A 20,923-nucleotide genomic window follows, 5' to 3' on the forward strand; every position below is an offset into this window, starting at 1 on the left:
TCGCCGATCCCTGTGCGAACCAGCAACGAAAGGAATTACGGGAGCCATGGCTGTCGTAACAATGAAGCAGCTGCTCGACAGCGGCGCGCACTTCGGCCACCAGACTCGTCGGTGGAACCCGAAGATGAAGCGGTTCATCTTCACCGACCGCAACGGCATCTACATCATCGACCTGCAGCAGACGCTGACCTACATCGACAAGGCCTACGAGTTCGTCAAGGAGACCGTCGCCCACGGTGGCACCGTTCTCTTCGTCGGCACCAAGAAGCAGGCCCAGGAGTCGATCGCGGCCGAGGCGACTCGCGTCGGGATGCCCTACGTCAACCAGCGCTGGCTGGGTGGCATGCTCACCAACTTCTCCACCGTGCACAAGCGTCTGCAGCGCCTCAAGGAGCTCGAGGCCATGGAGCAGACCGGTGGCTTCGACGGACGCACCAAGAAGGAAATTCTCATGCTGACGCGTGAGAAGACCAAGCTGGAGCGCACCCTCGGCGGCATCCGGGACATGGCCAAGGTGCCGTCGGCCATCTGGGTCGTCGACACCAACAAGGAGCACATCGCCGTCGGCGAGGCTCGCAAGCTGAACATCCCGGTCATCGCGATCCTGGACACCAACTGCGATCCCGACCTGGTCGACTACCCGATCCCGGGTAACGACGACGCGATCCGTTCCGCCGCGCTGCTGACCAAGGTCGTGGCCTCCGCTGTCGCCGAGGGCGTACAGGCGCGTGCCGCCCGTGCCACCGGCGATGCCAAGCCCGAGGCCGGCGCCGGCGAGCCGCTCGCCGAGTGGGAGCAGGAGCTGCTGGCTCAGGCCGCCCCGGCCGCCGAAGCCCCCGTCGAGACGGCCGCCGAGGCCGAGCTCAAGGAAGTTCCCCCGGCGACCACCCCGGCCGACTTCTGATCCACGCTCCGGCGTTTGTTCACCCTGCCGCCCCCTCCCGTTCGGGAGCGGGCGGCAAGGTGTGACCACCACAGACCAACACTGAGGAGGCTCGCCCCAGATGGCGAACTACACCGCCGCTGACGTGAAGCGGCTTCGCGAGCTCACCGGCTCCGGAATGATGGACTGCAAGAAGGCCCTGGAAGAGACCGCGGGCGATTTCGACAAGGCCGTCGAGGTCCTGCGCATCAAGGGCGCCAAGGATGTCGGCAAGCGCGCCGAGCGCGCCACCGCCGAGGGTCTGGTCGCGGCGCAGGACGGCGTCATGATCGAGATCAACTCCGAGACCGACTTCGTCGCCAAGAACGCGGAGTTCCAGGAGCTGGCCAACAGCATCGTCGCGGCCGCCGCCAAGGTGCGCCCGGCCGATCTGGATGCCCTCAAGGCCGTCGACCTGGGCGGCAAGACCGCCGACCAGGCCGTGCAGGAGCTGGCCGCCCGCATCGGCGAGAAGCTCGAGCTGCGTCGCGTCGTGTCCTTCGAGGGCCCGGTCGCCACCTACCTGCACAAGCGCGCCACCGACCTGCCGCCGGCCGTCGGCGTGCTGGTCGAGTACACCGGTGAGGGCGAGGCCGCCGCCGATGTGGCCCGCGCCGCCGGTATGCAGGTCGCGGCCCTCAAGGCCAAGTACCTGACCCGCGAGGACGTTCCGGCCGACCTGGTCGAGAAGGAGCGCTCCATCGCCGAGGCGACCGCTCGCGAGGAGGGCAAGCCGGAGGCCGCGCTGCCCAAGATCGTCGAGGGCCGCGTCAACGGTTTCTACAAGGACGTCGTCCTGCTGGAGCAGGCGTCCGTGACCGACTCCAAGAAGACCGTCAAGGCGCTGCTGGACGAGGCCGGTGTCACCGTGACCCGTTTCGCGCGCTTCGAGGTCGGCCAGGCGTAATCGCCCGCTGAAGTCGAAAAGGCCCCCTGCGCAACGCGATTGCGCAGGGGGCCTTTCGCTGTGCCGGGTCAGTGCGTGTGCGGGCGGTTCTGCAATGGCGTGAGCTGGTGGATGTCGTGCCGCAGGCGCAGCTCGTCGACGCGCTCGGGCGTGGCCTCGCCGGAGCGCAGCAGCTCGCCGAGTTCGGCCAGGTATTTCTCGTGCCCCGCCGGCGTCACCAGGAAAAGCATTGTGGCCGTGGCGCTTCCGGGGTTGTGGAAGGCGTGCGGGCAGCCCGCGGGGACGTGCATGAAGCTGCCCGGTCCGCCGCGGAAGACCGTGGCGCCGTCCTGCGCCTCCCAGGTGGTCCAGTCGCCGACCGGTTCGGTGACGGGATGGAAGGCCAGCAGATCCAGTTCGCCCTCGACGATGTAGAAGATCTCCTCGGCGTGCCCGTGCCAGTGCGCGCCGACATCGAAACCCGGTGGCACCGTGGCCTCGAAGGCGGACCAGATATCGGAGTGCTCGGCTCCGACCTTCAATGTCATGGTTTGCTGCACCCTGTCACCCGCGCCGGGCGGCAACAGCAATCCGTCGGCGGCGAGCAGTCCATCGGTCATGGCGGGCTCCTGAAGAGTTCCGGACGATGACGATCACGCTAGGAATGCGCGCGCGGAGCTGTCCTGGTAGTGATACTGCTACCCAGAACGCGGTGCAGGGGGACAGTCGAAATGGTAAGCGGCAACGACCATCCCGGATCGGGGCACGAGCGGCATCAGCAACTCGGCCGGTTCCTGCGCGCACAGCGGGAGCGGCTGCAACCCGGGGACGTGGGCCTGGTGCCGTACGGCGATCCGGCCCGCCGCCGGACCCCGGGCCTGCGCCGGGAGGAGGTCGCCGAGCTGTCCGGAGTGGGCCTGACCTGGTACACCTGGCTCGAACAGGGCCGGGAGGTGGAGGCCAGCCGCCAGGTCATCGACGCGCTGGCCCGGACGCTGCGGCTGGACCCGGATCAGCATCGCCATCTGCGGTTCCTGGCCGGTCTGGCCGAGCCGCGGGTGGCCGAGGACGCCGATGATCGCGCCCGGCTGCAGCATCTCGTCGATGCCGTCATGCCGAATATCGCCTCCATCTACGATCCGGCCTTCGACTTCCTGGTGTGGAATCGGGCGTACCCGGCCGCGCGTCGCGATCCCCTCGAATTGCCGCCGCAGCGGCGCAATCTGCTGTGGATGATGTTCACCGACACCGTGACTCGCGCCATGATGCCGCAGTGGGAGCAGGCCGCCCGCGCGGTCATGAGCCAGTTGCGCGAGGCCATGGGCCGCCGCCCGGACGATCCGCGCCTGACCGGGCTGGCGGCGCAGTTGTGCGCGGCCAGCCCGGACTTCCGGGATTGGTGGCCGGATTACCGGGTACGCCGGTTTCGTCCCGCCGTCATCGTCATCGACCATCCGCACGCCGGACCGATCGAGCTGAAGGTGTTCCAGATGCGCCCGGTCGAGAACCCGAACCTGCTGCTGGTCGTGCAGGTTCCGGCCACGCCCGCGGCCGCCGCCCGGGTGGCCGCATTGCTGACGTATGCCGAATCGGGACGCAATGGCGACAAATCCGAACCGGTATCGAGGGTCGGCTCACCCTCGGGAGGCCCCGTGAGGCAGGATAGATGAAGCTTTGTTGCCGTCCCGCGCGATTTCCGCGCCGGGATGGTCTTTTCATGTGCATGCGCACGCTCGAATGCCGAGGATAAAAGGAGACCGATGACGGACCCGGATACGGCCCCCGACCGCAAGGGCTATCGCCGAGTGCTCCTCAAGCTGGGTGGCGAGATGTTCGGCGGCGGCCGCGTGGGTCTCGATCCCGATGTGGTGCAGACCGTGGCCGAGCAGATCGCCGAGGTCGTGGAGGACGGCGTCCAGGTGGCCGTGGTCATCGGCGGCGGCAATTTCTTCCGCGGCGCGGAACTCGAGGAGCGCGGTATGGAGCGCGCCCGCTCGGATTACATGGGCATGCTGGGTACCGTTATGAATTCCCTTGCGCTGCAGGACTTCCTGCAGAAGCAGGGCATCGACACCCGGGTGCAGACCGCCATCACCATGGGTCAGGTCGCCGAACCGTATCTGCCGCTGCGGGCCAAGCGGCATCTGGAGAAGGGGCGCGTCGTCATCTTCGGCGCGGGCATGGGCATGCCCTACTTCTCCACCGACACCACCGCCGCGCAGCGCGCGCTGGAGATCGGCGCCGAAGTGGTGTTGATGGCCAAGGCCGTGGACGGCGTCTACAGCGACGACCCGCGGGTCGACCCGGACGCCACCATGTTCACCGAGGTCACCCATAAAGAGGTGCTGGAGCGAGGCCTGAAGGTGGCCGACGCCACCGCGTTCAGCCTCTGTATGGACAACCAGATGCCCATGCTGGTGTTCAATTTGTTGACGAAGGGCAATATTGCCCGCGCAGTCGCCGGTGAGAAGATCGGCACGCTGGTCCGGTCGTGACCGACGAAAGAACGATGACCATGTGGAGGAATCGCCGTGATTGAAGAAGCGCTCTTCGACGCCGAGGAAAAGTTCGAGAAGGCCGTCTCGGTGGCGAAGGACGACCTGGGTTCCATTCGGACCGGTCGCGCGAATCCGGGCATGTTCAACCGGGTCGTCGTCGACTACTACGGGTCGCCCACCCCCATCACCCAGATGGCCAGCATCAACTCCCCGGAGCCGCGCATGCTGGTCATCAAGCCCTATGAGCAGAGCCAGCTCAAGGAGATCGAGACCGCGATCCGCAATTCGGATCTGGGGGTGAACCCCACCAATGACGGTCACATCATCCGCGTCATCGTCCCGCAGCTGACCGAGGAACGGCGCCGCGAGATGGTCAAGCAGGCCAAGTCCAAGGGCGAGGACGCCAAGATCGCCATCCGCAATGTGCGGCGCAAGACCATGGACGAGCTGGGCCGCATTCAGAAGGACGGCGAGGCCGGCGAGGACGAGGTCGGCCGGGCCGAGAAGGAACTCGACAAGACGACCGCCAAGTACGTCAGCCAGGTCGACGAACTGGTGAAGCACAAGGAAGCGGAACTTCTCGAGGTCTAATCGACCGGGCTGTCCGTATGACCGGCAGCTCGAGGTCTGGACGGCCGGCCGACGCGCGATCGGCCGGCCGGGGGTAGGGACGGAACGGACGACAAGTGAGCGACGGGACAATCGTGGCCGAAGAAACTGCCGCCACCGGCGATGTGACGCCGGATGAGGGACCCGCGGAGGCGCCGCCGGGCGCGCCCAAGTCCAAGGCGGGGCGCAACCTGCCCGCCGCACTGGCGGTCGGTTTCGGGCTGGGGTTGTCCCTCATCGCGATTCTGCTGTGGGCGCCCAAGATCCTGATCGGCGTGATCGCGGCGGCCATGGCGGTGGCGACCTGGGAGGTGGCCAAGCGGCTGCGCGAGGCCGATGTGCTGGTGCCGCGGATTCCGCTGCTGGTGGGCGGGCAGGCCATCATCTGGCTGGCCTGGCCGGCCGGGCCGCAGGGGGTGCTCGGGGCGTTCGGGGCCTCGGCGCTGGCGGTCATGGTGTGGCGGCTGTTCGACCACGGATTGCAGGCGACGCCGCGAAATTACCTGCGTGACACCGCGATCAGCGTGTTCGTGCTGGCGTGGGTGCCGCTGCTGGCCTCGTTCGCCGTGCTGCTCCTGCTGGAGGAGGACGGCAATCTGCGGGTGCTGACCTTCATGATCCTGGTGGTCTGCTCGGATGTCGGCGGCTATGTGGCGGGGGTGCTGTTCGGCAAGCATCCGATGGTGCCCGCGATCAGCCCGAAGAAGTCCTGGGAGGGCTTCGGGGGCTCGCTGGTGTTCGCCGTCATAGGCGGTCTGCTGACGGTCACCCTGCTGCTGCAGGCCAATTCCATGATCGGTGTGCTGCTGGGTGTGGGGCTGGTGCTCGTGGCCACCACCGGTGATCTCATCGAGTCCCAGATCAAGCGGGAGCTCGGGATCAAGGACATGGGCACGCTGCTACCCGGCCACGGCGGCATCATGGATCGCCTGGATTCGATGCTGCCGTCGGCCTTCGTGTCCTGGTTGGTGCTCACAGCCCTGCTGTAAGGAGAACGGGGGCTGCGCCCCCCGAAACCCCCTTGGTCCTGCTCTAGTGCGCTTTCTTGGCGGCGCGCCGGAGTTGCAGGATGCGGTAGCCGCCGACCAGCGCGGTGGACAGGGCGCCGATGAAGACGGCCAGCAGGACCAGGACGCCGATGGGCAGGTTCCAGGTCCAGGCGAAGAATTCGACGTGCGCCTGTTCGAGGTTCTGCAGGATGAATACCAGGACGAGAATGCCCAGCAGGGCGGCGATGACGAGGCCGATCCACGCATAGCCCGCGCGGGTCTTGAGAACGCCTTCGCCCTTGTGCTTCGGCTGGCTGCTCGGGGCCGGATCCGCGCCCGAGGCTGGTACGTCGGCGGTGGTCATAGCTGAATCATTGCCGATAGCTATGACCGGCGCACGCATATTGGCACTTATCTCCGCAATGTCGCCTCTGCCCGATGTTCGCCCGTAATGTGACCAGCGCATCTCACCCCGTGGCCCCGTGGAACCGTTTCGGATGGAATCATGGAGGGGTTATGACTGCCGCCCCCTTGCCCCTCGTTTTCGACGCCCCCCGCCGTGGCATGCCGCCCCGGCACCTCGCCGACCTCGATCCGGCCGAGCGCAAGGCGGCGGTCGAGGAGCTCGGGCTCCCCAAGTTCCGCGCCGACCAGATCGCCCGGCAGTACTACGGCCGCCTGGTATCCGATCCGGCGCAGATGACCGACCTCCCCGAGGCCATGCGCGCCAAGGTGGGCGAGGCGCTCTTCCCGCCCCTGCTCTCCGAGGTCCGCCACGTCGTCTGCGACGAGGGCACCACCCGCAAAACCCTCTGGCGCGCCCACGACGGCACCCTCCTGGAATCGGTCCTCATGCGCTACCCGGACCGCGCCACCCTCTGCATCTCCAGCCAGGCCGGCTGCGGCATGGCCTGCCCCTTCTGCGCCACCGGACAGGCCGGCCTGAACCGCAACCTCTCCACGGCCGAAATCGTCGACCAGGTCCGCGCCGCCGCGGCCGCCCTGCGCGACGGCGAGGTCCCCGGCGGCCCCGGCCGCCTGTCGAACATCGTCTTCATGGGCATGGGCGAGCCCCTCGCCAACTACAAGCGCGTGGTGAACGCCGTCCGCCGCATCACCTCTCCCGCGCCCGACGGCCTCGGCATCTCCCAGCGCAATGTCGTCGTCTCCACCGTCGGCCTGGCCCCCGCCATCCGCAAACTGGCCGACGAAGACCTCTCGGTGACCCTCGCGGTCTCCCTGCACACTCCCGACGACGAACTCCGCGACACCCTGGTCCCGGTCAACAACCGCTGGTCGGTAGCCGAAGTCCTCGACGCCGCCCGCTACTACGCCGACAAGTCCGGCCGCCGCGTCTCCATCGAATACGCCTTGATCCGCGATATCAACGACCACCCTTGGCGCGCCGACATGCTCGGCAAGAAGCTGCACAAGGCCCTCGGCTCCCGCGTGCACGTGAACCTGATCCCGCTGAACCCCACCCCGGGCAGCAAGTGGGACGCCTCCCCGAAACCCGTTGAGCGCGAATTCGTTCGCCGCGTGGAGGCCCAGGGCGTCCCGTGCACCGTGCGCGACACCCGCGGCCAGGAGATCGCCGCCGCCTGCGGCCAGCTGGCCGCCGAAGGCTGATTCCGGGGGCGGAACCCTCCGGTCCGGAGGGCCGGAAAACCTGGTCTGAGCCGTACCCGCCCGATTACCTGCCCACTCGCCGACCCGCCTTCTGCTCACTCGTGGACAGCCTCGACAGCTGCTTCGATCCGGTGACACTTCCGCAGCTCGCCGAAACCGCTTCCTGGGATGAGCGTTTCGCGTTGGTGACGGCCTTTCTGATGCGGCAGTACGCGCAGCGGGCGGCGGATGCCGAGGTCGCTGCCACCTGGCATCGCCTGATGGCCGGCAAGGGGCTGGTCTCGGTCACGGAGCTGGCGGCGGGTTGCGGCTGGAGTCGTAAGCGGTTGTGGTCGAGGTTCACCGCGCAGATCGGGGTGACGCCCAAGCACGCCTGCCGGGTGGTTCGCTTCCGGCGTGTGTTCGAGATGCTCGTGGCAGGGCAGTCCGCCGCCGAGGCCGCCATCGCGTGCGGATATGCCGATCAATCGCATCTGCGCCGGGAAGTATCGGGTTTCGTCGGGATGACGCCGGGCGTGGTCGCCCGCAATCCACAGGAACCGGAATGCACGACGGCATGGGAACATTCGTTCAAGACAGGCATGTGGTGCGTCGACGATAGTTAGTGCGACCAGCGAATCCACGGGGGGATGTCATGAGTCGACGAGCGGGTGTCGTGCGGACCGGATCCGGTGGACCGGCGCGCATCTCTCGGGAGGGGAACTCATGAAATCCCCTGGTTCCTACTGGACATTGGCGGTGGTCTCGGTCGCCACGTTCATGCTGATGCTCGACCTGACCGTCGTGAACGTGGCGTTACCCGACATTCGCGCCGACTTCGGCTCGAGTTTCGCAGCACTGCAATGGATTCTGGATTCCTATGCGCTCGGCCTGGCCGCGGTGCTGCTCGCCGCCGGGTCGCTGGCCGATCGGATCGGCCGCAAGAGGGTCTTCGACGGCGGGCTGGTGGTCTTCGTGCTCGCCTCCCTCGCCTGCGGACTCGCGCCCGGCGATATCACCCTCATTCTGGCCCGCTTCGTCCAAGGTCTCGGTGGCGCGGTTCTTTTCGCGGTCGGCCCCGCGCTGCTCGGGCACGAGTTCCGGGGCCGGGAGCGCGGTCTGGCCTTCGGCGTCTTCGGCGGGGTCGCCGGGCTCGCCATCGCTTTCGGCCCGCTGATCGGCGGTGGCCTCACCGAATTGTGGAGCTGGCGGCTGATCTTTCTCGTCAATGTCCCGCCGACCCTGCTCGCGCTGCTGATCGGCTATCTGCGGATGCGTGAATCCCGCAGCGACACACCGCCTCCCGTGGACTGGCCGGATATGGTCGTGTTCTCGCTCGCCCTGTTCTTCCTGGTGCTCGGAATCCTGCGGGGTGAGCAGGACGGCTGGAGCAGCGCCCGCATCATCGGTTGTTTCGTGCTCGCCGGGCTACTCCTGGCGATGTTCACCGTATTGCAGGTGACGCGGCGCGATCGGGCCATGTTCGACCTCACCCTGTTCCGCAACCGGACGTTCAACGGGCTGTCGGCGGTGACGGCGTTGTGCGCGCGGATTGCACAATGCCATGGTGCTGGCGGCGCTGATCGCCGCGGTGTCCGCCGCCATCGCCGTGGCCACACTGCGCCGCGCCGACCTGGACGAGGCCGCCCTGGAAGCCGCGGCCCCGCCGCCGAAAAGGTCGCTGGATCACATTGCGCGGCAACGTGATCCGGAGACCCTGCGCCCGGCCGGCGCGGGCGAGTCCGAGCTGCGCTAGCCGGCGATATCCGCGACGAACAGTCGCGGACCGCGACCGGCGGCCCGGGCCAGGAGGGGCAGGCTCGGGTCGGGGCCGGTATCCATTGCAGGCACAATTGCGAATCGGGTAGTCGATTACTCGGTCGGTGCGTATTCGGTCTTGCGACAATTCGGGCGTGGAGCGGTTGGTGATCCTCCGCCCGCAGGAATTGGCGGGTACCGTGCTTCGTTTGGATCCGGGGCGGCAACTGGTGGGGCGTGGTCCACGAGCCACTATTCGCCTCGATGATCAACATGTCAGCGGCGTGCATGCCGCGATCAGCAATGTCGGCGGGCGGGTAACCGTCGAGGATCTCGGGTCCTCGAACGGGACTCGAATCGACGGCGAAATCATTTTGGGCGTCAGGGCTCTCCGCGACGGCGATACCGTCACCTTCGGGAATGTCGACGCGCGCTTCGAACAGGGGGCCGGGCCGCGAACCACCATATTGCCGCGCGAGGCCATCCAGCGGCATCAGACCGGCCGGGTCACCTACGATATCGACCGCCAGACGGGCGATCACATCAACAATGTCGGGCGCGACCAGTACTACAGCTACGTGCAGCAACGCGAGAGCTTCCTGCGCGAAGTCGCGGCCTCGCGGACCAAGGCGCGGTTCGTGTTCTGGTTCGGCTTGTTCCTGACCGTCGGCGGTGTGGGCGGATACGGCTATTTCCTGTTGAAAGCACTGGGCGATGCGAGCACCTCGTTCCAGAGCGATGCGTTCGCGAGCGGTACGGGGCCGGATGATTTCCCGATCTTCGGTCCCGAGACGAGTCTCGGTTTCCCGGCCGGTCTGCTCTGCTTCATGGTCGCATTCGTCGGCCAGATCCTGTTCTTCATCGGATTGATCATGTGGATCGTGGCGGCCGCGCGCGCTCGCAAGGTCGATTCCGATCCGCGTCACGCCTGGAACTCACCGTTCATCAGATAAGGGGAAAGCAGTGACCTTCAATATCGGCTCGCAGCAGGGCAATATCAACAATGTCGCGGGCGATCAGACGATCTACGGCGGGCAGCACGGAAAATTCGAGTCCACCGGACCGGTGGAGTTCGCCGTCGAACTCGCCGACGCCCTGCGGCGCATGGGCCTGGATCGCGCCGCCGCCGACGCGGAGGCGATGCAGCGGGAACTGGCCCGGCCGCAGCCGGATCGCGAGTCGATCTCCGCGCGGCTGACCCGGATCGCGCAGGCGGTCGTCGCCGTCGCGGGCGCCGAATCGGCCGTGCACAAACCACTCGTCGCGCTGGCCCGGTGGCTGGGCGCGGCCGGCGCCCCGGTGCTGGCGCTGCTCGGCCTGTAGCCGGTCCGCCCCCGTCGTACCACCGCCCGAGGAAACCGGGGCCTGTCCATGATCAGGACGGATGGTGTCGTGTCTGCCGGGCGAGGTGCTGCGCCGCCACCACGCCGAACTGGAGCTACGCCTGCGGCAGCTGGAAACGTGCAAATCGATGATCGAGCACGCCATGAGCTGCGACGCCGGGGATTTCACCCAATGCCCCGCCTTCCGCCGCCTGGTGGTGAAGACCGCCGATGCCCGCCGGGATCCGGCGTGCGCGGATACCCTCGGCGCATCGGGCAACGTCTCCGGATGACGCCGGTGCATTCGCGGTCGCGGATGTCGTATCGGGCGGTGCGCCGATCGTCTTCCGGGTAGAGGCCGTGGAAGCGCCACGCCGTGCGAGGAGGAACGATGAAGTATCTGCTGTTGTTCGTGGACGACGAGAAGTTCACCGCCGAGCTGGAGGCGATGGCGCCGGCCGATCGGGAACAGGCGTATGCGCGGGTCGGGCAGTGGCTCGCCGAGCACGCGGACAAGATCAGTGGGGGCGGGAAGCTGCAGCCGCCGCACACCGCGACGACCGTGCGGCTGGGCGAGGGTGAGCCGGTGGTCAGCGATGGGCCGTTCGTGGAGGGCAAGGAGGTGGTCAGCGGGTACACCGAGGTCGATGTGGCGGATTTGGACGCGGCGCTCGCCATGGTCCGCACCTGGCCGGGGTGCCCGATCGTCGAGATCCGCCCGCTGCTGGCCTGACCGGTGGTGGCCGAGCCCGCCCACGAGGAGCTGGTCCGCGCCGTGCGCGAGCATGCGGCGCGGCTGACGGCCGCGCTGGTCACGCTGCTCGGGGATTTCGCCGCGGCCGAGGATCTGGTGCAGGACGCCGTCGAGACGGCATTGCGGCGCTGGCCGGTCGAGGGCATACCGGAGCATCCGGACGCGTGGCTGCTGACCGTGGCCCGGCGCCGCGGGCTGGATGTGCTGCGCCGGGAGCAGAACTACCGTGCGAAACTCGCCCAGCTGCGCGTGCCCTCGCCCGCCGAACCCGACGACCGGCTGCGGCTGATCTTCACCTGCTGTCATCCGGCGTTGTCCCGCAGCGCGCAGATCGCGCTCACCTTGCGCGCGGTCTGCGGGCTGACCACCGCGCAGATCGCCGCCGCCTTCGTGGTGCCGGAAACCACCGTGGCCCAACGCCTCACCCGCGCCAAACGCAAGATCGCCGATGCCCGCATCCCGTATCGGATTCCGGATCCCGACGAAGTGCCCGCCCGGCTGGCCGAGGTGCTCGCGGTCATCTACCTCATGTTCAACGAGGCCTACCTGTCCACCACCGCCGACGCCGTACACCGGCCGGACCTGGCCGCGGACGCCGAATGGCTGGCCGCACTGCTCGCCGAACTCATGCCCAACGAGCCCGAGGCGGCCGGGCTGCTCGCCCTGATCAGGCTGCACCGCGCGCGGGCCGCGGCCCGCTTCGACGCCGGCGAACTGGTGCTGCTGCACGATCAGGACCGGTCCCGTTGGGATCACGCCGCCATCGCCGAGGCTACCGCCCTGCTCACCCGCGCCGCTCGCCGCCACCGCCGCGCGGGCCCCTACCAATTGCAAGCGGCCCTCGTGGCCTGCCACGCCGAGGCCCCGACCTGGGCGGACACCGACTGGCCCCAGATCCTGATCCTCTACGATCTGCTCCTGCGCCTGGCCCCCTCCCCGGTCACCCGCCTGCACCGCGCCATCGCATCCCGCTACGTCAACGGCCCCGAACAAGCGCTCACCGAACTGGAACCCCTTGCCGCCGCGCTGGATCGCTACCCCCTCTACCATGCCACCCGCGCCGAACTGCACCGCGCGCTCGGGGACAACGCCGCCGCCCGCGCCGACGACGAGCGCGCCCGCGCCCGCACCGCCAATCCCGCCCAGCAGTCCCTGCTCGACCAGCGCCTCGAGTGGACCTGAATTCGCCGCCGCCGCTGTCGTATTCGGGGTTCGCCCGATCGTCTGAGGGGTAGGAGGTCCGAGACGAAGCCTCCGCTCGAACCGCAGCGATGGAGGAATTCCGATGACAACCCGCCCCAACCCCATTCCCGCCACCTACCGGCGGATCACCCCGTGCCTGGTCGTGCAGGGCGCCGCCAAGGCGCTCGAGTTCTACACCGAGGTGTTCGGAGCCCGCGAGCGCCTGCGCTTCCCGGGACCTGACGGCGCCATCGTCCACTCCGAGACCGAAATCGGCGATGCGGTGGTCATCGTCGAGGACGAGTCCCCCTACCTGGGCACCACCGCGCCGCCGCCGGGCGGCCTGCCCGGTTCCCCGGTCTTCCTGTTCCTCTACGTCGCCGATGTGGATGCCACCGTCGCCCGCGCGGTGGAACTCGGTGCGACGCTGCAGCGCCCGCCGCAGGACCAGTTCTACGGCGACCGCGACGGCTACCTCATCGACCCGTTCGGCCATGGCTGGACCGTGGCCAGCCATGTGGAGGATGTGCCGCCGGAGGAGATGATGCGGCGCATGGCCGCCATGGGGGAGTGACTCACGATCACAGCAGGCGTTCGATCGGCAGCAGTACGCCCACCACGATCATCGCCGCGCCGGAAAGGCGGGAGATCGACTGGGCCAGCGTGGGTTTCGCGGTGAGAATGCCGCGGGCGCAACAGCCGACGACGGTATAGAAGAGGCCGCAGGTCCCGACGAACAGCAGGCCGAGGATGCCGAGCTGGAGGGGGAGCGGCAGGGCGGTCCGCGGGTCGGTGAATTGCGGCAGCATGGCCAGGAAGATCAGCGATGATGAGCAGCAAGGTGGTGCCCCAGAAAGCCAGCAGCAGAGTCGGATTCATAACGACCTCCGGTGGGGTGTCGGGCGTGCTGGAAACGCTATCCCTATCGGCGGCGAAGAGGTTGCCGAGTTTTGCCCGGATCCGGCTCGGCAGTGGAAGAATCCTCGTGATGGACGCCATCGACCGGAAGATTCTTGCGGAGCTGCAACGCGATGGGCGCGTGAGCATTACCGATCTGGCATCCCGCATCGGTTTGAGCATTTCCCCGACCCATCGCCGCCTGCGCGATCTGGAAACCAGCGGCGTCATCCGCGGCTACCGCGCCCTGGTCGATCCCGAAGCGCTGGGCCTCAGTTTCGAGGCGCTGGTCTTCGTCACCATGAAGCAGGAGGATCGCGAAACCCTGCTCGCTTTCGAACGTGCCCTGGCCGCCATCCCCAATGTGCTGCAAGCGCAACGCCTTTTCGGGGACCCGGACTATTTGATCCGGGTCCGCACCCGCGATCTGGCGGCCTACGCCGAGCTCGAGGACGACACCCTGGCCGCGCTTCCGGGAGTGCAGCGGCTGAACTCGACATTGGTCATGAAACAGGTGGTCACCGATCGCGCGATTCCGACCGCGGCGCAGGACTGAATCCTCGACCGGCTTTTCGCGCTCATTCGCAATTCTCGATACTTTCGCGAAACACACTGTGCGGATAGGCGTTTCGCGGAACGATATTGGCTGGGCACAACGCCATGAGATCGAGGGGGCGCCAGGGTGGCCGAGTCCGATATCGATAAATACGTCAAACTTCTGCGCAAACTATTCGTACCGGACGAACATCCGCGCACCCGGACCGCCCTGTGGCATGGGCTGCTGCGCCGCGACGGGTCGCAACTACCGCCGCCGATGGTGTGCCTGGTCGGCGCGAATGCCGAGGGCAGCACGGTGCGGTCGGCGACCTATAAATGGCTGGAGGCATCCCACCGCCGGGCCGCACCGCGCGTGCACCTCGCCGTCACGGCCCGCCCGCGCGATGCGGAGTATCCCGATCCGAACGAAGCGGCGGTGGAGGACTGCCTGTGGATTCTCGGCCGCCTGCGACTCGGGCTCGCGACCGGCAATACCGGGATGGGCGCGTTGGTCTTCCCGCGCTACAACATGCTGTCGTGGGTGCTCGGGCAGCGCTTCGGGCCCGGTGACGATGCGCCGGAGGAATTGCGGCGCCAGCTGTGGCAGCTGTTGCGTGCCGGTCGCCGCCGACCGCGGCGAGGCGTCCCGGTGGACGACGTCATGCCGCGCATCGCGGAGCGGGTTCCGCTGACCGTCTATCTGGTGCTGCTGCTCTGGCCGGTGCTGTGGCTGTGGCTGCGGTTGAGCGGGCGGGTGCCCGTGCTGTCCCGGGAGGTGCGGTGGTTTCTGGGGCAGCGGTATCTGAGCCCCGAATTATCGGATGGCTTCCTGGATTTCGCCGGTCGCCTCACCTGGCCGAGCCGCAGCGGCGAGGATCCGGATCAGATATCGAAGCTGCTGGTGCACGCCTTTCTCGAGGATCTGCGCCATGGCTACCGGCGGCGTCTGCTCCGCCCGTCGAGCTGGCGGCGCACCGCCTATCCGGTGGTCCTGTTCCACGTGGAGGATCCCTCCGGCCCGGCGGCCGAACTCATGCGCCGGATCAACGAGATCCGCAATGAGACCGGTGTCTTCGACCCGCTCGTCGTGGTGGCGACCATGACGCAGTCGCCCTACGGGCAGCGACTCGGCCGGGTCTCCCAGCTGCTCAGCAAGAATGTGCAGGACACGAATGCCGAGCAGCCGGAATACGATCCGCTGGAGTACTGGGGTGCGCGAATCGAGGAGCGTCGCCGCCGGCGGGCACGCGAATCCTGGTATCTCCCTTTGCGGTTGACCGATGCGCTGGCGGGGGTCGCTGAACTCGGCTTGCCGAAACTCGCGCGTCCCCCGAAACCGCCGTGGTTCGCGCGCCCCGGCGTGCCCGCGGCAACGGCGCTGGCGCTGATCGTCGTCCTGGTCGTCGCGGCCGCCCCGTCCGTCGGGCCGCAGGTGCGCGAGGGCTGCTGGCGGTGGCCGTGGGAGTCCGGTATCGGCGTCGCGGTGCACGGCGGGGAGTGCGTGGGCTACAGCGACAGTGAGAGCCTCATTTTCACCGATGACGCCGAGCTGCGGGAAATGCAGCGAGAAGTGTTCCGGCAGAATCGGATCGCCGAGGACATCCACCGCCGGAATCCGAGGAAGACCTTGGTCTCGGTGGTCTACTTCGCCGGGCTCACCTATGTGGACGACAATGTGAAGTATCCGCACGCGCAGGTGGAAGAGCTGGCCGGCTTCGCGATACGCCAGCGGCGCGCGATCGAGGAGAGCAGCGAATCCGAACCACTGCTGCGGGTGATCATCGCCAATGGCGGATCCACCATGCGATACGCCTCCTGGGTGGCCGAACATCTGCTGAGCCGGATCGTGCGCGCGGACACCAGCCTCATCGGCGTGGTCGGCCTGGACCGCAGTACCGCCGAGACGCGCCGGGCCATCGCGCTGCTCGGGGCGCGCGGAGTGCCGGTCATGCCGACCACCTTGTCCGCCGACGGTCTCACCGAGGTGTCGCCGCTGTATTTCCAGCCGGTCCCGGGCAATCTGACACAGGCGCGGCTGGTGGCCGACTACTACCAGGGAGCGCGCTATCCGGAAGGGGACGAGAAGCAGGGCCGGCCGCGATACACCGGCATCACCCTCTACCACTGGAACGATCCCGACGACATCTACGTGAAATCCCTGACCGACGGCGTCCGGAACGAACTACGCGGGCGCGGAATAGCTTTCGAGGAAGTGTCCTGGATTCGCCAGCAGGAGATGGCCGACTGGCCCGCGCCCTGCGCGCAACCGCAACCCGACCGGCAGCGGCTGCACTATTTCGCCGGCCGCAACCACGATTTCGGGGCCTTCGTGGATTCGCTCACCCGCGGCTGCCCCACGCCCGATACGCTCGCGATCCTCGGCAATGACGCGGTGACCCGATTCATCGCCGACCCGACCGCCCGCGCCGCCGCCCCGCCCGGACTGCCGATTCGCTATGTGGCCAAGGCCGTTCCGGTCCTGCTCGGTGGCGCCGAATGCGTGCGAGAAGGCCGCGGCGTGCTGGGCGACGAGCCGGTGCACCCGGACTTTCTGGATATGTGCCGGCGCCTGAAATCCCTTGTCGACCAGCTCGATCTGTACGAGACCGCCTGGCCCGGCGATCGCACCGGGCTGGCCTACGACGTGGCGGGAGTATTCCTGGAGGCCGTGCGCCGCAATCAGGCGTATCTGGAGGAGACCGCCGCCGGCACCGTTCCCGCTCGGGCCGCCATCGCGACGAAACTGCGCGAGATCGACTATCAGGGCGTGACCGGGGTACTGGCCTTCAGCGCCTCGCGCATCGCCAATGACACCACCATCGGAATTCTGTACACCGAGGACGTGAGCGATGAAAAGGCCTCCCAGCAATGCCTGTTGATGTACGGCAGAACCGTGGGCCCGAACGTCGGCCGTGCGCCCGACGGATGCCCGGTCGGAACCCGCGGGACCGTCGAGGATTGGGCGCCGGCCCCGCGCTGAATGTTCGGGGTTACCCCGGAGCGGCAAATGGGGGTGAATACCGGATTCGGCAGGCGGGGCGGCGGGCCTACGGTCTCCACCAGGAGGTCGTCATGAAGTCCGCTACCGTTCCGGTCGCCGTCGTCGGGTTGTACGCGGTGGTCGCCGGATTCGTGTTCTCCGCGACCGTCGCCGAGACGGTGCTGCTGTATCCCAATATCTTTCGCGATATCCCGGAATCGCTGGAGTTGACCGAGCGATTCATGAGTGAGATGGCGGTGGGGGATTTGATGCGGCCGCTGGGGGCGGGGCTGACGCTGTGCGCGTTGGCCGCTCTCGGTGCGGTGCTGTGGTACCGGGTGGCGCGGGGATGGCTGATCGCCTCGCTGGTATCGCTGATCAGCGGGCAATTCCTGCTGTCGATTCTGTATTTGTGGCCGCGGGCCTCGGTGCTGTTCGATGATCGCGCCCAGCACACGCTCGGCGAAATCGAGCGGGCGGCAACCGAATTCCAGGTGGGGCAGGGATTCCGGATACTCGCGTGCGCCCTCACCGCCGTATTCGCGGCAGCAGCCGCGCTCGTGTGTTGTCGAGCGCGGCTGGTGCGGCGGTTATCGGTCAACGACGGGTGAGGGAATCGAGGGTTTGCTGCAGGCGCGGTGAATGCAGCGGCGAGAAGTACGGGTTGATCCGCAGGGCCTCGGACAACGTGTCGGCGGCCTGGTCGGTTCGGCCGAGGGCGGCGAGGATCATGCCGCGGTGGTAGGCGAGGGTGGCGCTGCGCAGGCCCAGGGTGGCCGCTCGGTCGGCGTAGCCGAGGGCTTCCTCGTTGCGGCCGGCCTTGTGCAGGGACCAGGCGAGGCCGTCGGCGGTGAGGATGCTCTGGCGGCGGTCGTATTCCAGCCGGGCCAGGCGGACGGCCTCGTTCGGGTCGCCGTGGTCGGCGGCGAGCAGGGCGGCGTCGAGGTATTCGGTGGCGCCCTGGGCGGCGAGTTCGGCCTGCTGTGCGGCGACTTCTTGGTACTTGCCGGCCGCTTCGTCGGGGCGGCCCGCCGATTCGAGCAGTTCGCCGAATTCGATGAGGTACCCCGGCAGCGGTGCGATACCGGTCAATTGCGTGTACAGGTCGATGGCCCGGGCGGAATCTCCCCGCGCGGCAGCGATTTTGGCCGTGCCCTGCAAGAGGGCCGCGCTCTGTGGATTCGCCAGCAGCCCGGCGTTGTACTGGTCCTGGGCCTCGTCCAGCCGCCCGGAATTGAAGGCCAGTTCGCCCAGGTGATAACGGGCGAAAGCGATCTGGTCGGCGGTGTTCGCCGCGCCGAGCGCCATTTCGAGGGCCACCCGCGCGTCCTCGGTGCGGCCGTGCAATTCCAGGTCGTAGGCGGCGCGGGTGAACGACGGCACACCGGGGCGCAGATCGAGCATGCGCTGGACCGCGGCGGTGGCGGCGTCGGCGTCGCCGAGCTGGGTGTAGGCGTCGACGAGAACGCCGTAGACGTCGGCGCTTTCGGGGCGCAGGGCGAGCGCCTGTTCGCCGTAGGTGCGCGCCGCGGTGAAATCGTGCAGCGCGTTGGCGAGCACGCCGAGCCCGAACAGGGCCTCGGCATTGCCCTCCGGCTTGATTTCCAGCGACCGATCCAGGGCCCGCTGCGCCTCACCATAGTTCTCGGGATCGCCGGTGATGCGCGCCAGTTCGACATAGGCCGCGCCCAATTCGGCCCAGCCCGCGGCATTGCCGGGCATCCGGTCGAGCTGCTGCCGCTGCTGCGCGACCTTGGTGATCAGCGGGTCGACGGCCACGGTCCGCGCGGAGTCGGCGGGAGATGCGTTGTCGGACAGGGCGATGGTGGTCCCCGCCGCGGCGGCGACCAGGACGAAGAGGGCGAACAAGATCAGTGCGGGCTGTCGGCGTATGCGGAAAAAGGCGCCGCGGGACTGGGTTTCGGACATTTCGAGGCCTCGGAGAAAGAGTCGTGGGGAGGAGAAGCCCCGGGGGCGGGACCGGATCGGGGCCGGTCCCGCCCCCGGGAGCGATATCAGGCGCTCGGCGGCGGATCGAGCGGATTCACCGCGCGCCTGCGGCGCAACAGCATCCAGCCGCCGAAGCCGAGCAGTGCGGCCGCACCGACGCCGCCCGCGACGGCGGGCATCGCCCACGACGTCCCGCCCGCATCGGCGGGCAGCGCGGCGGCAGGCGCGGTCACGGTGCCGTCCGCCAACGCTCCCGAGGTGTATTCCATACCGCGCGAAGGCAGTGCGAGATACGGGAACGATTCGGAGAACTTCGCGTCATTGGCATCGACCTTGTCGCCCGCGGCGAGCGCGTCGACCAGCTGACCGGTCGCGGCCGCACCCTCCATGGCCTGCAAGGCGATATCCACGACATCGTCGGTCAGCCGCCGCCCGTTCGGGAACCCCTGCAGGTCCCCGGCGAGCACGCCGAGCCGCTCCGGCGACGCGGTGACCGGGACGGACATATTGAGCCGCAGCATCTCCGAGGGCTGGAACGCCTTGGCATTCGCATCCGCATTGAGGATCTGGGAATTCAGATCCGCCTGGATGGGCGGCTTGGTGCCGTCCAATGTCGGGGCGTTCTTGGCGATTCCGGTGAGGAAGATCTCCACCAGGTCATTGCGGGGCCCGGCCGGGGCCGGGATCTTGTAGATGGCCTCGATCAGCTTGGCCAGCTCCGGATCGGTGACCCGCTTGACCACCTCGGGAATGGTGGCGTCGGTGGCGGGGGAGATGCCATTGAACGCGTCCTTCAACTCGCCGGGCATGACCACCTCGTTCACCAGCGGATTACCCAGCCGCGACACCTGCACCGCCTCGCCGACCGGCTTGGCCTCGCCCGGGCTGAGCTGCATGGTGCGGCGCTCGGTATCGCTCCACACGCCGATCACCGGATTGCGGGCCGGATCGTTCTTCAACGCCAGATCCCGCATGGGCACTTGCAGCACAACGGTATTGACATTGAATCCGGCGAGGGTATCGGTGCCGGTCTCCGACAGGTCGCCGCCGTAGAGCAGATCGAACACCCGCAGATCCAGGAAGAACGGATCCTCCGCCGCGCCGACGTACACGCTGCCGCCGCTGGGCAGCGTCTCGGTCGCCTGCTCCCGCAGCGTCTGATAGTCCGGCATGGACGCCTCGCCGACATACGAGGGCGCCGCCTGCCCGTGCGCGATCGGCCGCCAGTCGTTCACCCCGTGGCTGACCGACACCGTGTAGTTCTGCCGGAACAGCAGATTCTCGTCGTTCAGGCTGGTGACCGGCCCATTGTTGTAGAGGAAGGTCGACCCGCCGCGCCGGTCGTCGGTGGTGAAGTTGATGCGGTACGACAGATCCGGTTTGCCATTTCCGTCATTGTCGATATTGATGTCGTAGTTCGCCTCGGTCGCCCACGGGTAGAAGTTGGGGCCGCCGTAGGCCGCCTGCACACCCCACCAGTTGGCGATGAGCGTGACGGTATCGGGCTTGTCCGGGCTGACGAACGCGTACACATCGGTGTTGTCCACCGCCGGATCCCCCGCGATGAGCGGGGCCTCCCGGTGACTGGAAGCGCCGGCGGTGGTCGGCAGCGCGAAGCCGCCCACCGTCCCGCCGAGCACGAGAACGCCGACGGTCGCCAGCGCGCCGGCGGCACGGCGACGAATGCCGCGCCGTGGTGATCGGGACATGAGATTTCCTTCGAATCCGGGTCGTGACACGCCTCGGAATCGAGACGGTGCAGTCATGGTCGGACCCGGGGTGACCTCGCCACATCGGCCGATCGACCTATCCCGGGGCGGGTGGGAAGTTATTCAACCCAGCCGTTATGTGTAATTGAGATCACAAAGCGCATTCGACCGGAATAACGGACCGAAAGTTGGTTTCCGAGAAGCGTTTTCAACTGCGATGACATAGATCACTGTCGCTTTTAACCTCTAAGGCAGCTCTCAGGTTACTTTTTGGCAACAGTCTGCTGGACACTTGACTTAGGTGCTTGAAAAGCAACCATCC

At 67.6% G+C, this 20,923-nt stretch carries 23 protein-coding genes; 18 read left to right on the forward strand and 5 right to left on the reverse strand.

The annotated features are described in order from the left end of the window. Positions 1-46 precede the first annotated feature (46 nt). Together rpsB and tsf are read left to right on the forward strand one after the other, a co-directional pair. Positions 47-904: a 30S ribosomal protein S2 gene (rpsB, locus tag ACYQ5L_RS11730; RefSeq protein WP_379199314.1), complete on the forward strand. Its 858-nt coding sequence runs from the start codon at positions 47-49 to the stop codon at positions 902-904. Positions 905-1,004: 100 nt separating this feature from the next. Further along, entirely contained in the window at positions 1,005-1,829 is an 825-nt protein-coding gene (gene tsf, locus ACYQ5L_RS11735; protein ID WP_459957392.1) for a translation elongation factor Ts, read from the forward strand. A gap of 68 nt (positions 1,830-1,897) precedes the next feature. Here the strand turns inward: tsf and ACYQ5L_RS11740 are convergent, their stop codons facing one another. Further along, positions 1,898-2,428, reverse strand: a complete 531-nt coding sequence (locus ACYQ5L_RS11740) for a cupin domain-containing protein (protein ID WP_459957393.1) — start codon at positions 2,426-2,428, stop codon at positions 1,898-1,900. A 111-nt stretch (positions 2,429-2,539) separates the two neighbouring features. Between ACYQ5L_RS11740 and ACYQ5L_RS11745 the strand changes: the two genes are divergently transcribed. From ACYQ5L_RS11745 to ACYQ5L_RS11760, 4 genes are all read left to right on the forward strand, one after another. Further along, positions 2,540-3,478, forward strand: coding sequence for a helix-turn-helix transcriptional regulator (locus ACYQ5L_RS11745; RefSeq protein WP_459957394.1), 939 nt, complete (start codon positions 2,540-2,542; stop codon positions 3,476-3,478). Between the two features lie 90 nt (positions 3,479-3,568). Continuing rightward, a complete protein-coding gene (pyrH, locus tag ACYQ5L_RS11750) occupies positions 3,569-4,303 on the forward strand; it encodes a UMP kinase (RefSeq protein ID WP_379199307.1) in 735 nt (244 codons plus the stop codon). Between the two features lie 36 nt (positions 4,304-4,339). After that, entirely contained in the window at positions 4,340-4,897 is a 558-nt protein-coding gene (gene frr / locus ACYQ5L_RS11755) for a ribosome recycling factor (RefSeq protein ID WP_459957395.1), read from the forward strand. A 143-nt stretch (positions 4,898-5,040) separates the two neighbouring features. Further along, positions 5,041-5,904 (forward strand): phosphatidate cytidylyltransferase, encoded by an 864-nt coding sequence (locus ACYQ5L_RS11760; RefSeq protein WP_379199412.1) that lies wholly within the window; start codon positions 5,041-5,043, stop codon positions 5,902-5,904. Between the two features lie 43 nt (positions 5,905-5,947). On the opposite strand, the gene ACYQ5L_RS11765 is transcribed toward ACYQ5L_RS11760, so the two are convergent. Further along, positions 5,948-6,268: a LapA family protein gene (locus ACYQ5L_RS11765; protein WP_459957396.1), complete on the reverse strand. Its 321-nt coding sequence runs from the start codon at positions 6,266-6,268 to the stop codon at positions 5,948-5,950. Between the two features lie 152 nt (positions 6,269-6,420). Between ACYQ5L_RS11765 and rlmN the strand changes: the two genes are divergently transcribed. The 9 genes from rlmN to ACYQ5L_RS11810 all read left to right on the forward strand — a co-directional run bounded on the left by rlmN (position 6,421) and on the right by ACYQ5L_RS11810 (position 13,102). Continuing rightward, on the forward strand, positions 6,421-7,533 hold the full coding sequence (rlmN, locus tag ACYQ5L_RS11770; protein ID WP_459957397.1) for a dual-specificity RNA methyltransferase RlmN: 1,113 nt from the start codon (positions 6,421-6,423) through the stop codon (positions 7,531-7,533). 101 nt (positions 7,534-7,634) lie between these two features. Beyond that, a complete protein-coding gene (locus tag ACYQ5L_RS11775; protein WP_459957398.1) occupies positions 7,635-8,138 on the forward strand; it encodes a helix-turn-helix domain-containing protein in 504 nt (167 codons plus the stop codon). A 100-nt stretch (positions 8,139-8,238) separates the two neighbouring features. After that, positions 8,239-9,219, forward strand: coding sequence for an MFS transporter (locus ACYQ5L_RS11780; protein WP_459957399.1), 981 nt, complete (start codon positions 8,239-8,241; stop codon positions 9,217-9,219). Positions 9,220-9,425: 206 nt separating this feature from the next. Further along, complete coding sequence (locus ACYQ5L_RS11785; RefSeq protein ID WP_459957400.1) at positions 9,426-10,223, forward strand: FHA domain-containing protein; 798 nt, start codon at positions 9,426-9,428, stop codon at positions 10,221-10,223. A 10-nt stretch (positions 10,224-10,233) separates the two neighbouring features. Next, positions 10,234-10,593: a hypothetical protein gene (locus ACYQ5L_RS11790; protein ID WP_459957401.1), complete on the forward strand. Its 360-nt coding sequence runs from the start codon at positions 10,234-10,236 to the stop codon at positions 10,591-10,593. A 61-nt stretch (positions 10,594-10,654) separates the two neighbouring features. Continuing rightward, positions 10,655-10,885 (forward strand): MerR family transcriptional regulator, encoded by a 231-nt coding sequence (locus ACYQ5L_RS11795; protein ID WP_459957402.1) that lies wholly within the window; start codon positions 10,655-10,657, stop codon positions 10,883-10,885. 98 nt (positions 10,886-10,983) lie between these two features. Beyond that, the gene (locus ACYQ5L_RS11800; protein ID WP_459957403.1) at positions 10,984-11,325 is read left to right on the forward strand and encodes a YciI family protein; all 342 of its coding nucleotides are present in this window, start codon (positions 10,984-10,986) and stop codon (positions 11,323-11,325) included. A 6-nt stretch (positions 11,326-11,331) separates the two neighbouring features. Continuing rightward, positions 11,332-12,528, forward strand: coding sequence for an RNA polymerase sigma factor (locus tag ACYQ5L_RS11805; RefSeq protein ID WP_459957404.1), 1,197 nt, complete (start codon positions 11,332-11,334; stop codon positions 12,526-12,528). 103 nt (positions 12,529-12,631) lie between these two features. Further along, complete coding sequence (locus ACYQ5L_RS11810) at positions 12,632-13,102, forward strand: VOC family protein (RefSeq protein WP_459957405.1); 471 nt, start codon at positions 12,632-12,634, stop codon at positions 13,100-13,102. 7 nt (positions 13,103-13,109) lie between these two features. On the opposite strand, the gene ACYQ5L_RS11815 is transcribed toward ACYQ5L_RS11810, so the two are convergent. Next, positions 13,110-13,337 (reverse strand): hypothetical protein, encoded by a 228-nt coding sequence (locus ACYQ5L_RS11815; protein WP_459957406.1) that lies wholly within the window; start codon positions 13,335-13,337, stop codon positions 13,110-13,112. Positions 13,338-13,516: 179 nt separating this feature from the next. Between ACYQ5L_RS11815 and ACYQ5L_RS11820 the strand changes: the two genes are divergently transcribed. The 3 genes from ACYQ5L_RS11820 to ACYQ5L_RS11830 all read left to right on the forward strand — a co-directional run bounded on the left by ACYQ5L_RS11820 (position 13,517) and on the right by ACYQ5L_RS11830 (position 17,553). Then, positions 13,517-13,981, forward strand: coding sequence for an Lrp/AsnC family transcriptional regulator (locus ACYQ5L_RS11820; protein WP_459957407.1), 465 nt, complete (start codon positions 13,517-13,519; stop codon positions 13,979-13,981). 126 nt (positions 13,982-14,107) lie between these two features. Further along, positions 14,108-16,942 carry a type 1 periplasmic-binding domain-containing protein gene (locus ACYQ5L_RS11825; RefSeq protein WP_459957408.1) on the forward strand — a complete coding sequence of 945 codons (2,835 nt, stop codon included), beginning with the start codon at positions 14,108-14,110 and terminating at the stop codon, positions 16,940-16,942. A 92-nt stretch (positions 16,943-17,034) separates the two neighbouring features. Next, positions 17,035-17,553 carry a hypothetical protein gene (locus ACYQ5L_RS11830; protein ID WP_459957409.1) on the forward strand — a complete coding sequence of 173 codons (519 nt, stop codon included), beginning with the start codon at positions 17,035-17,037 and terminating at the stop codon, positions 17,551-17,553. Here the strand turns inward: ACYQ5L_RS11830 and ACYQ5L_RS11835 are convergent. Continuing rightward, entirely contained in the window at positions 17,540-18,871 is a 1,332-nt protein-coding gene (locus ACYQ5L_RS11835) for a tetratricopeptide repeat protein (protein WP_459957410.1), read from the reverse strand. The two genes, ACYQ5L_RS11830 and ACYQ5L_RS11835, sit on opposite strands and share 14 nt — an antisense overlap. Positions 18,872-18,957: 86 nt before the next feature. Then, complete coding sequence (locus ACYQ5L_RS11840; RefSeq protein ID WP_459957411.1) at positions 18,958-20,601, reverse strand: DUF4331 domain-containing protein; 1,644 nt, start codon at positions 20,599-20,601, stop codon at positions 18,958-18,960. Between the last annotated feature and the right edge of the window lie 322 nt (positions 20,602-20,923).

It is taken from the genome of Nocardia sp. IFM 10818, from assembly GCF_054655275.1.